Annotated in this window: 12 protein-coding genes; 8 read left to right on the forward strand and 4 right to left on the reverse strand. The window is 59.0% G+C overall.

Annotation, left to right across the window (positions count from 1 at the left end; translation table 11 throughout):
- Nucleotides 1–239: 239 nt before the first annotated feature.
- The 3 genes from AB1Z34_RS08890 to AB1Z34_RS08900 are packed head-to-tail and all read right to left on the reverse strand — an operon-like array spanning nt 240 to nt 3,292.
- Nucleotides 240–431, reverse strand: coding sequence for a hypothetical protein (locus AB1Z34_RS08890; RefSeq protein ID WP_016421704.1), 192 nt, complete (start codon nt 429–431; stop codon nt 240–242).
- Nucleotides 432–2,909 (reverse strand): transglycosylase domain-containing protein, encoded by a 2,478-nt coding sequence (locus AB1Z34_RS08895; protein ID WP_016421705.1) that lies wholly within the window; start codon nt 2,907–2,909, stop codon nt 432–434. It abuts the gene before it with no gap.
- Nucleotides 2,910–2,920: 11 nt separating this feature from the next.
- Nucleotides 2,921–3,292, reverse strand: coding sequence for a DUF5318 family protein (locus tag AB1Z34_RS08900; RefSeq protein WP_224433683.1), 372 nt, complete (start codon nt 3,290–3,292; stop codon nt 2,921–2,923).
- A 272-nt stretch (nt 3,293–3,564) separates the two neighbouring features.
- Between AB1Z34_RS08900 and AB1Z34_RS08905 the strand changes: the two genes are divergently transcribed.
- From AB1Z34_RS08905 to AB1Z34_RS08920, 4 genes are all read left to right on the forward strand, one after another.
- Complete coding sequence (locus tag AB1Z34_RS08905) at nt 3,565–4,650, forward strand: inositol-3-phosphate synthase (protein ID WP_016421706.1); 1,086 nt, start codon at nt 3,565–3,567, stop codon at nt 4,648–4,650.
- Between the two features lie 521 nt (nt 4,651–5,171).
- Nucleotides 5,172–5,663, forward strand: a complete 492-nt coding sequence (locus AB1Z34_RS08910) for a MarR family winged helix-turn-helix transcriptional regulator (RefSeq protein ID WP_016421708.1) — start codon at nt 5,172–5,174, stop codon at nt 5,661–5,663.
- 158 nt (nt 5,664–5,821) lie between these two features.
- Nucleotides 5,822–6,754, forward strand: coding sequence for a universal stress protein (locus tag AB1Z34_RS08915; protein ID WP_258225520.1), 933 nt, complete (start codon nt 5,822–5,824; stop codon nt 6,752–6,754).
- A 43-nt stretch (nt 6,755–6,797) separates the two neighbouring features.
- Nucleotides 6,798–7,214, forward strand: coding sequence for a hypothetical protein (locus AB1Z34_RS08920; RefSeq protein ID WP_367158227.1), 417 nt, complete (start codon nt 6,798–6,800; stop codon nt 7,212–7,214).
- A 155-nt stretch (nt 7,215–7,369) separates the two neighbouring features.
- Here AB1Z34_RS08920 and leuS read toward each other — a convergent pair whose 3' ends face one another.
- A complete protein-coding gene (leuS, locus tag AB1Z34_RS08925; protein ID WP_367158228.1) occupies nt 7,370–10,288 on the reverse strand; it encodes a leucine--tRNA ligase in 2,919 nt (972 codons plus the stop codon).
- A gap of 60 nt (nt 10,289–10,348) precedes the next feature.
- Here leuS and AB1Z34_RS08930 point away from each other — a divergent pair, with 60 nt between their 5' ends.
- The 4 genes from AB1Z34_RS08930 to AB1Z34_RS08945 all read left to right on the forward strand — a co-directional run bounded on the left by AB1Z34_RS08930 (nt 10,349) and on the right by AB1Z34_RS08945 (nt 14,138).
- On the forward strand, nt 10,349–10,960 hold the full coding sequence (locus tag AB1Z34_RS08930; RefSeq protein ID WP_070429062.1) for an SdpI family protein: 612 nt from the start codon (nt 10,349–10,351) through the stop codon (nt 10,958–10,960).
- Nucleotides 10,961–11,031: 71 nt separating this feature from the next.
- A complete protein-coding gene (locus tag AB1Z34_RS08935; RefSeq protein WP_016421713.1) occupies nt 11,032–12,015 on the forward strand; it encodes a bile acid:sodium symporter family protein in 984 nt (327 codons plus the stop codon).
- A gap of 108 nt (nt 12,016–12,123) precedes the next feature.
- Nucleotides 12,124–13,254, forward strand: a complete 1,131-nt coding sequence (locus tag AB1Z34_RS08940; protein WP_069358893.1) for a DUF695 domain-containing protein — start codon at nt 12,124–12,126, stop codon at nt 13,252–13,254.
- A gap of 62 nt (nt 13,255–13,316) precedes the next feature.
- Nucleotides 13,317–14,138, forward strand: a complete 822-nt coding sequence (locus tag AB1Z34_RS08945; protein WP_258225730.1) for a class A beta-lactamase-related serine hydrolase — start codon at nt 13,317–13,319, stop codon at nt 14,136–14,138.
- Nucleotides 14,139–14,151 lie beyond the last annotated feature (13 nt).

Here is a 14,151-nt window from a genome sequence, read left to right on the forward strand (position 1 = left end):
ATGCCAACCGCTATGCAGCAGGAGGATCGTTGCGTCAAGCAACCCTGCCAGGGTACCGCAGGCAGAGGTATATGTCCTAATCGCAGGCGCCGTCGGCAAGCAGTACTGGCAAGCGGTGTCAGGGCGCCGAATAAAAAGAGACGCACACAGAGCTACTGCGTGCGTCTCTTTGAATTGTGAAGTTGTCGCGTGCTTGGTGGGCAGTTAACGCTCTAGCAACTGACTACCTGGCCTGCGTCCTACATTGATGTCGAGGAAGCATGTGCCAACGCAATAATCACCGGAATGACTGTCGCGAATAGGAAAGCTGCCAGGCACAGAGCCCAAATGATTGCCGGTTTCCACTTCTGCATGAAGCCCCAAAAGGCCGTGCCGAACATCAGGAAGCCAATCGCGACGCAGACGATGGTGAAAATCACCCACGTGTCCACTTACTGTCCACCTCCAGGGTTACCGGGGTCTCCGCCGCCTTCATTGCCACCGCCGAAACCACCGCCTCCCGGAATCGGGATGGGCAGTAGGTCAGCGATTCCGCCGCCACCGCCTCCGCCATCGCCACCCGGAACCGGAAGCGGTGCAGGCTGCTCCTCGGAGGACTCAGAGGTCGACTCCTCGGCCGACTCCTCTTCTGTGGTCTCCGGGGCATAGCCCTGGTCATAGCCAGAGTCAGAGGTCGACGGCGCCTGGTACTGCGGCGCACCTGCGACACCACCGATTGGCTCCGGCTTGGTGAAGTACTCAAAGTCCTCGTTAGACAGTGCGTTATCCATGGTGTACTTCCACAGATCGCCCGGGGTTTGCGAGCCGTACATGATGCCACCATAGGAGTTGTAGAGCGCCGAACCATCGACGTTGCCAACCCACACTGCAGTCGACAGCTGCGGTGTCGAACCGATCATCCACGCATCCTTGTTCTGGCCGGTGTCACCCAACTGCGTAGTACCGGTCTTGGCGGCCGACGGGCGACCACCACTCAAGGGCTTGTTGCTGTAACCGGCAATAGGCTCCATGGCCGATATCATATTGGTGGCCACTGCCTTGGAAACTCGACGGTCGCCCTTGTCAGCGTTGGACTCGTAAACAATCTCGCCCTTGGAGTTTTCGACCTTCTCTACGAAGTGAGTCTGCTGATAGACGCCATCGTTAGTCAGGGTAGCCAGACCAACGGCCATATCCAGCGGACGTGAGAGGTACTGACCCAGGGCGATACCGTCCTGCGAGTGACCGTTGTCGTCCATCAGAGTCTTTTCAATACCCGGGATGGACTCAGCCACGCCCAGACGATGAGCCATTTTGGCGGTGTCATCCGGACCATTCTTCAGGTCGCGCTGCAGGCGAATAAACGGGGTGTTCAGCGACTGCTTCAGGGACTCATAAAGCGGAAGCACGCCACCGCCGGCACCGCCGTCGTTGTGCAGAGTGACGTTACCGGACTGCACAGGTGCCGAAGAGTACTGCGCGGTCAGTGGAATACCTTGATCGAGAGCTGCTGCCAGCGCAAAAATCTTGAAAGTAGAGCCGGTCTGCAGACCGCTGTTTGCGTAGTCCCAACCAGTCGGATCGTCGCCACCGTAGTAGGCGCGGACAGCACCGGTCTTCGGCTCCACCGAAACGATGGCGGCACGCAAACCCGTTGACTGATCGACGTAGTTTTCCATCGCATCCAGGGCAGCCTGCTGCACCGTCGGGTCAATGGTCGTCGTAATGCGTAGACCGCCAGTGTTGACCTCCTGCTCGGAGATACCTTCGCGCTCCAACTCAGCCAGAACCTGATTCTTAATCATGGCAGCCGGGCCGGGCTCCGGAGCCTGCTTCGGCGCCAACGCCGGATCGATGGTCTCCGGGTACTGCATTCCCGCGCGGTCCTGCGGCGAGACGATGTTCATCTCCACCAGGCCATCGAGGACGTAGTTCCAACGCTGCTCAGCCTCCGGGCGGTTAGTCCACGGATCCAGTGCAGATGGACGCTGAATCGAGGCTGCCAGCACAGCACCCTCTTCGGCATTCAGCTCACCGACTTCCTTACCGAAGTAGGCCTTCGACGCTGCCGCGATACCGTATGCGTTACGACCAAAGTAAATCGTGTTGAGGTAGGCCTCAAGGATTTCGTCCTTAGTCCACTCCCGCGCCATCTTCGCCGACATGACCAGTTCCTTGGCCTTACGGGTCAGCGTGCGCTCATTGCCCACCACAGCATTCTTGACGTACTGCTGCGTAATGGTCGAGCCGCCACCGGCACTGGAATTACCAGTCACGACTCCCAGAGCCGCACGGGCATAACCAGTCAAGGAAAAACCCGGGTTGGTATAGAAATCACGATCCTCAGCTGCCAGCACTGCATTGCGTACAGCATCCGGCACCTTGTCGATAGTGATGTTGCTTCGGTTACCGCCCTCGGGGACGATGCGCGTGATTTCCTTTTCACCACTGCGGTCATAAATCACCGCAATCTGGCTATTGGCCAACTCCTCTGGCTCCGGCACGTCCGTTGTCGCATAAGCAACACCGAACACAACTACCGGCAACAGCACGACCAGCGCCACGGCTAGACCGAGCCACGCTAAAATTCGCCGCTTATTATCAGTCGGCTGTTCTTCTTGCGCCATCGAGCTTTCCTCTTCATGGTCATCTGGTTCATGGTCATCTGGGGCGTACTGCCCCTTCTCCGGGTCCGGCTCGCTTGCCGACGTCATCTCTGAATCGGTAGCCAGACCCTCGTCACTGCCACCGACCGAAACAGCATCAATGCTGTCGCTGGAATCGTCGTCAAGCGATGCGTCATCGGAGCGTGCGTGCGTATTGAAGGAATCAGCATCCGGCTGATCCCACCACTCGCCTGATGAATTAGAACCCTGGCCCTCGTGAGGGCTGTTAGGACCGCCTGGGCTATCGGGTCGATCATTGCTCACGGGTGCTCTCCCTAGTTTTCTGACTCTTCTCGAGCTGCCTGAAGTGTCCGGGTCAGGAAACTCCACTTGCAGTCGGGGCACACCTCAACTTCTTTGACGGTGCACGAACCATATTCATTAACTATTGCGGATAATTCGTTTTCAGTACAAGCAGAGCCGGAACGACGGCCCAAGTTTTCTCCGAACACCCAGAATACGAGTCGGAGGTCGAATTTGCGACATACTGGGCACTCTTCCTGGGGCTTTCTGCCGTGAAAACGCGCGGCAGCGACCAGCCGAGCATCGGCATCACAGAGTGATTTCCGTGAAATCTCCCCTGCACGCCACTGCTCCAATAACTGCTTCTTGAGCAAGGAGTGATCGATCTCGCCCTGCCATGTCATCACGAAGACAGATTAGCAGGCGCGTGCGGGCTGATTTCACCCCCGCTTTATCGGTAAACACATGCCCCCTCACGGTTCGGGCATCGGCAAAAAACGCATAAAGGTATAACGTCACGCTCGTTACCTCAATGCGTGCACCCACTCACGGCCGCACCGCTGGCGTAAGGCCCTGGCGCGGGGTCCTGATGCTAGGTCCTGATGCGAGTTCCCGGTGTGAGTTCCCGGCGCGAGGTCAAAGCCTCCGAGCACATAGTTTCAAGGAGAATTACCAAATGAGTTCAATTCGCGTCGCTATCGTCGGCGTCGGCAACTGCGCTTCCTCCCTGGTGCAGGGTGTCGAGTTCTACCGCGATGCAAAGCCCGATGAGACCATTCCTGGCCTCATGCACGTCGTCTTCGGCGACTACCACGTCTCCGATGTCGAGTTCGTCGCAGCTTTCGATGTTGACGACAAGAAGGTCGGCAAGGACCTCTCCGAGGCCATTGTTTCCTCCGAGAACTGCACCATCAAGATTGCCGATGTCCCGACTCTCGGCGTTGAGGTTCAGCGCGGCCCGACCCTGGATGGCGTTGGCAAGTACTACGCGGACACCATCGACGAATCCCCGGCTGAACCGGTCGACGTTGTTCAGGCGCTGAAGGATGCCAAGGTCGATGTCCTGGTCTCCTACCTGCCGGTCGGTTCAGAACAGGCTGACAAGTTCTACGCACAGTGCGCCATTGACGCTGGTGTAGCTTTCGTCAATGCCCTGCCGGTCTTCATCGCTTCCGACCCGGAGTGGGCCAAGAAGTTCGAAGACGCAGGGGTTCCGATTGTCGGCGACGACATCAAGAGCCAGGTCGGCGCAACCATCACCCACCGCGTCATGGCCAAGCTATTTGAGGACCGCGGTGTTCGCCTCGAGCGCACCCTGCAGCTCAACGTCGGCGGCAACATGGACTTCAAGAACATGCTCGAGCGCGACCGCCTCGAGTCCAAGAAGATCTCCAAGACCCAGGCCGTCACCTCCAATCTCACCGGTCCGCTGGCCGGCAAGATCGACGACCGCAACGTCCACATCGGCCCGTCGGACTGGGTGGACTGGCTGGATGACCGCAAGTGGGCCTACGTCCGACTCGAGGGCAAGGCCTTCGGCGAGGTGCCGCTGAACCTTGAGTACAAGCTCGAGGTCTGGGACTCCCCGAACTCCGCTGGCATCATCATCGATGCTGTTCGCGCTGCCAAGATCGCCAAGGATCGCGGCATCGGCGGCCCGGTCTACGCCGCTTCTTCCTACCTGATGAAGTCCCCGCCGAAGCAGCTTGCCGACGATGTTGCGCGAGCACAGCTCGAAGCATTCATCAAGGGCGAAGACTAAAAGGTACAAGCACTCAAAAGTACAAGCGAGCAGCTCCGAGAGCATGTGCCTTGAAAAGTGCCAGCCGGTTACCCATGCGGTAGCCGCTGGCGCTTTTGTGCTTCTCTCTCCCCTATCCTCCCCGCGTCTCTTCCACGCCTTCTCGCCCTACTCGCTGCTGCGCCCATCTCGTCCCCGCCATGGATGCGTGCGCTGCAGTCGTCGTAAAGCAGAAAGCAATACACCCGCGAGGATGAATCTGCGAGACATATCACAAGCCAAAAGCATTCGCGAAAGTAGCCGTATGGCTACCTCCAACCCAACGTTCTAAGTACAGAAGAAGTGACACTTTAGGGGGTTTCTGCCAGCACCGAAAAACCTTATACGCAGATAGGTTTAATGTTTTGTACTGGGGTTTTAGATGTTTGGTGGAAAATTCCTGGTGATTTCATCGCCGAAATCACCAGTTGTAGAAAAATAAATAGCACCCCAAATAAATTTCGTATTGGCAACTAGCACTGTTCGCATATAACATCGTCGCTATGACATTATCTTCGGGCTCGATTGGCAATCCTGATGCCGTTACTCCTCTGTCGCTCGCTAAGCGCATTCGCCCTCTCCTGACTCGCGCTGAGCTGCTCTACAGCCGCCGCTCCTCGGAGTCCCAGCTCAGCCGCGCGCAGCTGTCCATCATGATGACCCTGGAGGCACTGGGCGCCTGCCGTATCAGCCAGTTGGCTGAGGCCGAGGCCATCCGCATGCCCACCGCCTCCAACGCCGTGCACCACTTGGAGGTCGCCGGCATGGTGGAGCGCGTCCGCGACAGCAAAGACCGCCGTGGCGTCCGCGTTGAACTGACCGACCGTGGCCGTGAAGAGCTGCACCGTGTTTCTGAAGAGCGCAATCAGCAGATGGCGGAGATGTTCAGCACGCTGACCCAGGAAGAGCTGGAATTTGGTGCTGGTCTTGAGACGATTCTGTCCAAGATCCTCGAAAACTACCCGGAGCACCCAAAGACAAACCCAAGCGTCTAGTCTCTTTTCCAGCTAGCCCTGCCCGCTTTAAGCCCACAGGCAGGATACATAGCTTTTACACGTCCTCGGTGCCGTTTTAAATATGCCCGCCTATCCACGTAGGCTATTACCCAGAAGCACCACTTGGATATTTCTGAGTAATCACAGGAGGATTAGCGATGGCTTCCCGCCCGCTTCGTATCATGATTGCGTGGCGTCCAGGCGAGTACGGCACCGAAACGCTTGCTTACGCCGCTTGGTTAGCTCGCACCACGAAGGTGCAGATTCGCGTTGTCAGCGCACTGTCGCGCGGCTGGCCGCTGACCTCACTGGCTCGGTTGAGCACCAATGACTCCTGGGTTTCCCACGAAACCGAGTCTCTTGAAAAAATCATCAAGGATGAGCTTAAGCTCGCTGGCCTGCGCAAGGGCATGCTTGACGACGATGCCGTACGGATCATCGAATCCTCCAGCGAATCCACAACTATCTGCAACGAAGCCGAAGAATTCGAAGCCAATGTGGTTTTGCTTGGCACCCGCCGAAGCAATACCAAGGACTGGACCGCCAAGAACCGCAGTCGCTTTACTGCGGGATCAACCTCTGATGCGCTGCTGCATTACTCGCCAATCCCGCTGGGATTGGCGATCCCCGGCGCGAAGCTTTCTAAGCACGGTGTGACCCGTGTCAGCATTTGCTACATTGACACCCCACAGTCGCACCACGCATTGAATAAGGCTGCTGACCTGGCATATCGCTGGGAAGTTCCCCTGCGTTTGGTCTCGTTTACGCCGCGTGGTGCGACCATGTACCCGACGGAGAACGGCTACGGCCCCTCCTCTGACCTGATGATTGAGTGGCGCGAGCAGGCTATGGGGCTGCTCGACCGCGGTATGGACCGCGCGCATACCCGTTACCCAGACCTTTCCATTGATGCGGAAGTAGCCTCCGGCAACGGTTGGGAAGAGGCCATTCAGTCCATCAAGTGGAAAAAGGGAGACTTGCTCGTTTTGGGTTCGTCTACTCTTGGCCCATTCGGGCGAATTTTCATCGGCTCGTCGACTAACCACATCGTTCGCCACAGCCCGGTGCCAATGCTGATTACTCCGGCCTAGTATGGCAGGCACATCAGACGGCATTTAGAGGCGAGGGGAGCAGATGGTGGATAATTCACCGAAGCGCAGTACACCAGAGCGCAATGAGGATGAAATCTTCGACGAGCTTGAGCGCAAGATGTATTCCGGCAAGCGCGCCTACATCTACACCGCGGGTGTGATTCTTACGACGCTGCTCGCGAGCCTCATTATTGGCATCGCCGGCGCCATTGTCGGTGGCCCCACCTGTGATGCGGGTAAGTCCAGCTTCCTCTGCTCCCGCACTTGGGAGATCCTTTTCCCCGTTGTCCCGGGCGTAATCTCCCTGGTCGGCTGCCTTTTGGGCTTCTGGCAGACCTACGTGGAGTGGAAGAACTTCCGCAACTGGCGCGCGTGGCTCGCTATGTGCTGGGTGCTCATGCCCTTCACTTTGATGTGGATGCTCTCCACATTCGGCGTCCTGATTCTGGGCGTTAAGTAGGGGTAAGAGGCGGCCAGCCTCGGAGCCACCCCTTGAGGCTTTTGCGAGAAAGTCTCAAGCGAGAAAGTGTCTGGGTTTATGTCAAATTTGAGCCGATTTTAGGCTTCAAACTGACATAAACCCAGACACTTTCTTGTACGCACTAGTCTCCTTGGCTACTTCTTCACAACCAGGTTGACCATCTTGCCCGGAACGACAATGACCTTCACGATATTGCCACCGGCGTTCTCCACAGCTGCGACAACCTTTTCGTCGGCACGCGCGACGGCCTCGATGTCCTCGCGGGAAGCATCGGTAGCCACGTCAATGCGAGCGCGAACCTTGCCGTTAATCTGAACTGGCAGCTCAACGGTGTCGTCGACCAGCCACTTCTCGTCAACTGCCGGCCACGGACCGTGTGCCAGGGACTCGGTGTGGCCGAGACGGCTCCACAGTTCCTCCGCGATGTGCGGTGCCACAGGGCCAAGCATGAGGGCCAGCGGTTCCACGGCGGCGCGCGGGGCACCGGTCGAACCGTAGGTCTTAGTCAGGTAGTTGACGTACTCAATGAGCTTTGCGACGGCCGTGTTGTCACGCAGCTCTGCGTAGTCAGAGGTAACCCCTTCCACGGTGCGGTTGAGCGCCTTGAGGTCGTCGTCGGAAAGCGCTGCGTCCGTGACGGCGAGCTCCCCGGAGTCCTCATTGACCACCAGGCGCCAAGCGCGCTGGAGGAAGCGCTGCGAGCCGACCAGATCCTTCGTCGCCCACGGGCGGGAGGTGTCCAGCGGACCCATGGCCATCTCGTAGACGCGCAGGGTGTCGGCGCCGTAGTTGTCGCAGACCTCGTCGGGGGAGACAGCGTTCTTCAGGGACTTGCCCATCTTGCCGTACTCCTGGAAGACCTCCAGGTCAGAGCCGTCTTCGGCGCCGCCCGGGATGAGGAACTTACCATCGCGCTCAACAACCTGATCCGCCGGCTGGTAGACACCACGGGCATCGGTGTAGGCGTAAGCCTGGATGTAGCCCTGGTTGAACAGACGGCGGTACGGCTCCTTGGAGGTCACGTAGCCGAGGTCGAAGAGGACCTTGTGCCAGAAGCGGGAGTAGAGCAGGTGCAGCACTGCGTGCTCGACGCCACCGACGTAGAGGTCGACGCCGCCTGGGTCGTCCTTACCGTGAGTCTCCGGGCGAGGGCCGGTCCAGTAGCGCTCGTTTTCCAGGTCAACAAACTCCTCAGCGTTGTTCGGGTCGATGTAGCGCAGCTGGTACCAGGAGGAACCTGCCCAGTTCGGCATGACGTTGGTGTCACGGCGGTACTTCTTCTTGCCGTCGCCGAGATCGAGCTCGACATTGACCCAGTCAGTGGCCTTGTCCAGTGGAGCCTTTGGCTCGGTGTCGGCATCGTCCGGGTCGAAGGTGACCGGCTTGTAGTCCTCGACCTCTGGCAGCTCGACCGGAAGCATGGACTCGGGCAGCGCGTGGGCGTGACCGTCCTCGTCGTAGACGATGGGGAAGGGCTCGCCCCAGTAGCGCTGGCGGGCGAATAGCCAGTCGCGCAGCTTGTACTGGACCTTCTCGTGACCAGCACCTTCCTTCTCCAACCACTCAATGACGGTGGCGATGGCGGTGTCCTTGTCCAGGCCATTGATGTCCAGGCCGGAATCATTGGCGGAGTTCACGCACGTACCGTTACCGACGTACGCCTCCTTTGCAATGTCACCACCTGCAACAACCTCGCGGATTGGCAGACCGAAGGCAGTGGCGAACTCGTAGTCGCGCTCATCGTGGGCCGGGACAGCCATGATGGCACCGGTGCCGTAGCCAATCAAGACATAGTCGGAAATGAATACCGGCACCTGCTCACCGCTCACCGGGTTGGTGGCGTAAGCGCCCAGGAAGACACCGGTCTTTTCCTTGTTCTCCTGGCGTTCCAGGTCGGACTTGGAGGCAATTGCGGCGCGGTAAGCGGCGACGGCCTCGGCTGGGGTTTCCTTGCCGAAGGTCCAGCGCTCATCCACGCCCTCGTAGGAACCGCTGCCGGCTTCGACCAGCTGATCCACCAGCTCGTGCTCAGGAGCAAGCACCATGTAGGAGGCTCCGAAGAGAGTGTCCGGGCGAGTGGTGAAGACCCTGATCTTGGTGGAGACCTTCGGGCCGACCTCGGCTGTGAAGTCGACCTCGGCACCGCGGGAGCGGCCGATCCAGTTGCGCTGCATGGACTTGACCTTGTCCGGCCAGTCCAGCAGCTCCAGGTCGTCGACCAGGCGGTCAGCGTATGCGGTGATGCGCATCATCCACTGGCCCAGCCGCTTGCGGAACACCGGGAAGTTACCGCGCTCCGAACGGCCCTCGGCGGTCACTTCTTCGTTGGACAGCACAGTGCCGAGGCCCGGACACCAGTTGACCATCGAATTCGACTGGTAAACCAGACGGAACTCATCCACGGCTTCGCGCTGCTCGGTCTCGCTGAGCTCAGCGTAGACGCGACCGTCCTTGGTAGCCATCTCGCCCGACTCCAAGAGTGGAATCAGCTCATCGATGCGACGGGCCTTCTTCTGATCCTCATCGAACCAGGCGTTGTAAATCTGCAGGAAAATCCACTGCGTCCACTTGTAGTAGTCCTGGTCAGTGGTCGCGAAAACACGGCGGCGGTCATGGCCAAGTCCCAGGCGGCCCAGCTGTCGCTCCATGTTGGCGATATTCGTTTCCGTCGTCACGCGCGGGTGCGTACCGGTCTGGATTGCGAACTGCTCCGCCGGCAAGCCGAAGGCGTCGTAGCCCAGGGTGTGCAGCACGTTTGCGCCCTGCATGCGGTGGAAGCGCGCGAAGACGTCGGTGGCGATGTATCCCAGCGGGTGGCCTACGTGCAGACCGACACCGGACGGGTACGGGAACATGTCCTGGACGAAAAGCTTGTCCTTCGGCGGAGTCGAGCCGTCGGCAGCTGCCAAATCGCCCACCGGGTTGGGGGCGTAGAAGGTGCCGTTATCTTTCCAATACGCCTGCCACTTTCCCTCTAGCTGAGTCGCCAGCTCGGGGGAGTAGCGGTAGTCGGTGGCTTCTGCCGAGGACGAGGACTTTTCGCTGTTGGTCATGGTCTCACAGTCTAATAGGTGCGTTTGGCACGTGCTCAACCACCTATATAAATTGGAAGCATGATTGTCATCCCTGTAATTACCCTGGTTCTGGCTGTTTGCATAGCCGTTGTCGCTGGTTTGGCATGGTCGGCGAAGCTACCGGGTAATAACTGGATCGGAATTCGTGCGCCTGAGGCTCGAAAGTCCCAGGAAAACTGGGATATTACGCACCGCGTTGCCGGCCCGCCGTGGGCTGTGTCCGCTGTCGCTTTCCTCGGTGCCACCATGCTCGGCTTCCTCGCCATCCGCCCGGAGGCCTCTGGTTGGATGTGGCTGTGGTACGCCGTCGCTCTGCTCGCCGGTATCGCCATGCTCGGCATTGGTGCGGCTATCGGCTCGCACACCATCGCGCTTTACGACGCCAAGGTCTCCGCCGAGTCCGGCTCCGGTTGTGGGTGCGGCGACGGTGACAGCGGCTGTGGCTGTGGCTCCGCCGCCACTGATGCCACCGACACTGCGGCTGATGATGCCTGCTGCTCCGACAACCCGGCAGCAGACTGCGGTGTCTCCGGTGGCTGCAGCTCCTGTGGCCTGGAAGGACTGTGCACGGACAAGGGCTCATCCGCGAATGCCACTTTCAAGCCTGTGGACAAGGATGCGCTGCGCAAGGCAGCTGAGCAGAAGAAGTAAAAAATTATTGCAGAGAAAAGCTTCTGCAAAATAGTAAGACAACATCTGGTTGCCCACTAAGCTATTTGTCCATGTGGCAACGAATTGTGAATTGGCGTCCAGATCCCCTCATCGTCGGTATCGTTGCTGCAGCGATACTGGCGATTATTTTTCCTGCAAGCGGCACTACCGCTGAGGTTTTCAGCTGGGCCACAAAGATCGCCATTGGCTTCTTGTTCTTCCTCTATGGCGCGCGCCTGAGCCCGCAGGATGCGTTGGCCGGTGTTAAGCATTGGCGGCTGCACATAACCATTCTGGCTTTCACATTCGTGCTGTTCCCAATCCTCGGCCTGCTGATGAAACCCCTGGATTGGATTCTTTCTCCTGGCCTCTACCTGGGCATTTTGTACATGACGCTGGCACCGTCGACGGTGCAGTCGAGTGTGAACTTCACGTCCATCGCCAAGGGCAATGTCGCCGGCGCCATCGTCAGTGCCTCGGCATCTAACCTGCTGGGCATTGTGGTCACACCGGTGCTGGTGATGCTGTTGATGGCCACCGGTGGCGGCATTCATGTGGATTCGTCGGTGTTCTTGGATATTTCGCTGCAGTTGCTGCTGCCATTCGCAATCGGCCAGCTCACTCGCCGTTGGACCCTGAAGTTTGCCGCCGCGAAGACGACTAAGAACGTTGACCGCCTATCCATCGCAATGGTCGTTTACGCAGCCTTCTCCGAGGGCATGGTGCAGGGCATCTGGTCGAAGGTGCCGGCAGGGGACATTGTCATCCTGTGTGTGCTTTCGGTCGTGCTGGTGGAATTCGTTTTGCGGTTGTCCGGATTCATCGCAAATAAGATGGGCTTCGACCGCAAGGACCGCATTGCGATTCAGTTCTGCGGTTCGAAGAAGTCCCTGGCCACCGGTCTGCCCATGGCTGCCGTTATCTTCGGTGCCGATGCCAGCCTCTACATTTTGCCGCTGATGATTTTCCACCAGATTCAGCTGATGATCTGTGCGGTCTACGCCGCTCGCTGGGGCAAGGAAGCAGAAGCTGAGCCGGAGCCACAACCCGCTTAACGCGGTCTAGCGCATGGACCCGAGGGGCGAATCCGGCTTGGCACATATACTGGGGCGCACAACATATGGTTCGGCTTTAAACGAGCAAACGAAAGTGTGAGATTCAGCATGGCTAACGAGAATCCGGCTCCGTTCTCCCCGGAACAGCGCGCCGCAGAAGAGACCGCAATCAACGAGTTCTGGTCGTGGTGGAACTCTTTTGGCGCCGATGCGCTCGACTCGATGTTTAGTGTCCAGCTCGGTATCGATGGTGCCCCGAACGCCGCCGATGTGGACATTATTGATGTCCAGAAGGAGGTCGGCGGCCGCATCGCCGCTATTAATGACCGGCTCATCTGGGGGTTTGAGGCTGGCGCTCCGTATTCTCGCCACCTTCTGACTGTTAGCGCTGCCGGCGATCCGGAGCTGCGTCCGGTCGCTCGCCGTTGGCTGGAGGCCGCGCCTGACGACGGCGCGGTGTGGTCTTTCACCGACCTCCGTCAGGCGGATCCGGCGATGAAGCTGTCGCTGGGGGATGTCGCGGCCACGTTGGTTGCACAGGGTGCGCTCGAGGCCGATGCTCCGGCCGAGGTCGATCCGGCAGACGCCCGCGTGGCTGTTAGCAGTGGTCATGGGGCAGTGGACGTTCGCCTATTCCACCCGCTGTTCCCGGCAATTGCTCAGTTGGAGGACGGTGAGCGCTTGGTAGCTCAGCTCGGTTTCACGCTGCTGCAGCTGGCTCTGGGGGAGGAGGACTTCGGCCTATGGCTACGCGGTTTTGCCTTCGCCGGCGAGGAGCCGGAAGGTGCGATCCCGCTACCGGAGCTGGGCGGTGTCGTCGAGAAGCTCGCGGAAGAGTGCCCGGAGTGGCTCACCATTGATGCCGAAGCCAACGGCCAGCCACTCGTCGTCGCCACCCGCGCTCCGATTACGCAGCTGGTGAGCCCGACTATGACGCAGCATGTGCTGATTCAGCTCATGCTCGGCAATATTGACGACAAGGGCTTGCCGACGGACGAATCGAAGGAATCCCTCTCCGAGTTCAATACCGCTGCCGCTGAAGCCATCGCTGAGGACAAGGGTATTTTTGTCGCAACTGAGCAATCCGATGGCATGGCTCTGATGCACTTCTTTATTGACCCGGCATCTGATGCGGAGGCGGGTCTGCGAGCTGTTGCGGAGACGTGGGCCGAGGGAGAGCATGTCGTCGATACCGGTTACGATCCAGCTTGGCAGCGCGTCGGTCACCTGCGCGTGTAGATTGGTTTTTTGTTATGAACGCTCGTCATCGTCTTACTCCACGGCCTTCCCGCGCGATTCGCATGGGTCTTACCGGTGTCATCGCTGTCACCAGCCTTCCGCTGGCAGCTGGAAACGTCGCTGCGGCTCCGCAGCCAAAACTGACTCCGCAGGGCACTATTGATGCTCCGGGGCGAACCCAGATCAGCTTTACCCACACCCCAAGTGGCACGCACTACGGTACGGCGAACGAGAATGAAGCTCGTCCGGGGCTTTCGATTGTCAAGCTCTACATTGCGGACTACGTCTTCAAACATGGCACAGAAGCGGACAAGGCGAAGGCCACAGAGATGATTCGCTACTCCGATGACAATATCGCCAGTGAGCTCTATGGCCGTTACCCGGATTCCATCAACGCCACTGCGCGTGAATACGGCCTCAGCAACACCCACGATGCAGGTCACTGGGGAAATTCAACTACGTCCAGCGCGGACACTGTGAAGTTCCTGGAGGCCAAGAAGCGCGAGAACCCCTCTGACCCGGTGCTGGTTGCTATGAGCACCGCGTCACCTGTGGCAGCGGATGGCTACCGTCAGGATTACGGCACCGCCACGCTGCCGGGTGTTATTGGCACAAAGTGGGGTTGGTCCGATGACCGCCAGAGCGTTCACGCCTCGGCATCCATTGGACCTGACTTCAGCGTCGCTGCTAACACCTACGGCACGAAGGAAACTCACACCAGCGATGTCCAGAATGCCTTCGACGGCACGCTGGGCACTCCATCGCTGCCTGGCCTGCCCGAGAGCCCAAATCTCGGCGAACTACTGAATCTGCCGGAATCCCCGCAGCTGCCCCAGATTCCGGGACTACCGGACTTCACTGGTCAGGTACCGGCACAGTTCTAGCCACTGCCGCTAG

The sequence above is a fragment of the Corynebacterium sp. 045007 genome (genome assembly GCF_040743205.1).
Classification (GTDB): Bacteria; Actinomycetota; Actinomycetes; order Mycobacteriales; family Mycobacteriaceae; genus Corynebacterium; species Corynebacterium jeikeium_D.

What these genes read in the sequence shown, in the direction of transcription:
- AB1Z34_RS08900 (WP_224433683.1), bottom strand. Translation starts at nt 3,292, where the DNA reads ATGACATGGCAGGGCGAGATCGATCACTCCTTGCTCAAGAAGCAGTTA.
- AB1Z34_RS08905 (WP_016421706.1), top strand. Translation starts at nt 3,565, where the DNA reads ATGAGTTCAATTCGCGTCGCTATCGTCGGCGTCGGCAACTGCGCTTCC.
- AB1Z34_RS08910 (WP_016421708.1), top strand. Translation starts at nt 5,172, where the DNA reads ATGACATTATCTTCGGGCTCGATTGGCAATCCTGATGCCGTTACTCCT.
- AB1Z34_RS08915 (WP_258225520.1), top strand. Translation starts at nt 5,822, where the DNA reads ATGGCTTCCCGCCCGCTTCGTATCATGATTGCGTGGCGTCCAGGCGAG.
- AB1Z34_RS08920 (WP_367158227.1), top strand. Translation starts at nt 6,798, where the DNA reads ATGGTGGATAATTCACCGAAGCGCAGTACACCAGAGCGCAATGAGGAT.
- leuS (WP_367158228.1), bottom strand. Translation starts at nt 10,288, where the DNA reads ATGACCAACAGCGAAAAGTCCTCGTCCTCGGCAGAAGCCACCGACTAC.
- AB1Z34_RS08930 (WP_070429062.1), top strand. Translation starts at nt 10,349, where the DNA reads ATGATTGTCATCCCTGTAATTACCCTGGTTCTGGCTGTTTGCATAGCC.
- AB1Z34_RS08935 (WP_016421713.1), top strand. Translation starts at nt 11,032, where the DNA reads ATGTGGCAACGAATTGTGAATTGGCGTCCAGATCCCCTCATCGTCGGT.
- AB1Z34_RS08940 (WP_069358893.1), top strand. Translation starts at nt 12,124, where the DNA reads ATGGCTAACGAGAATCCGGCTCCGTTCTCCCCGGAACAGCGCGCCGCA.
- AB1Z34_RS08945 (WP_258225730.1), top strand. Translation starts at nt 13,317, where the DNA reads ATGGGTCTTACCGGTGTCATCGCTGTCACCAGCCTTCCGCTGGCAGCT.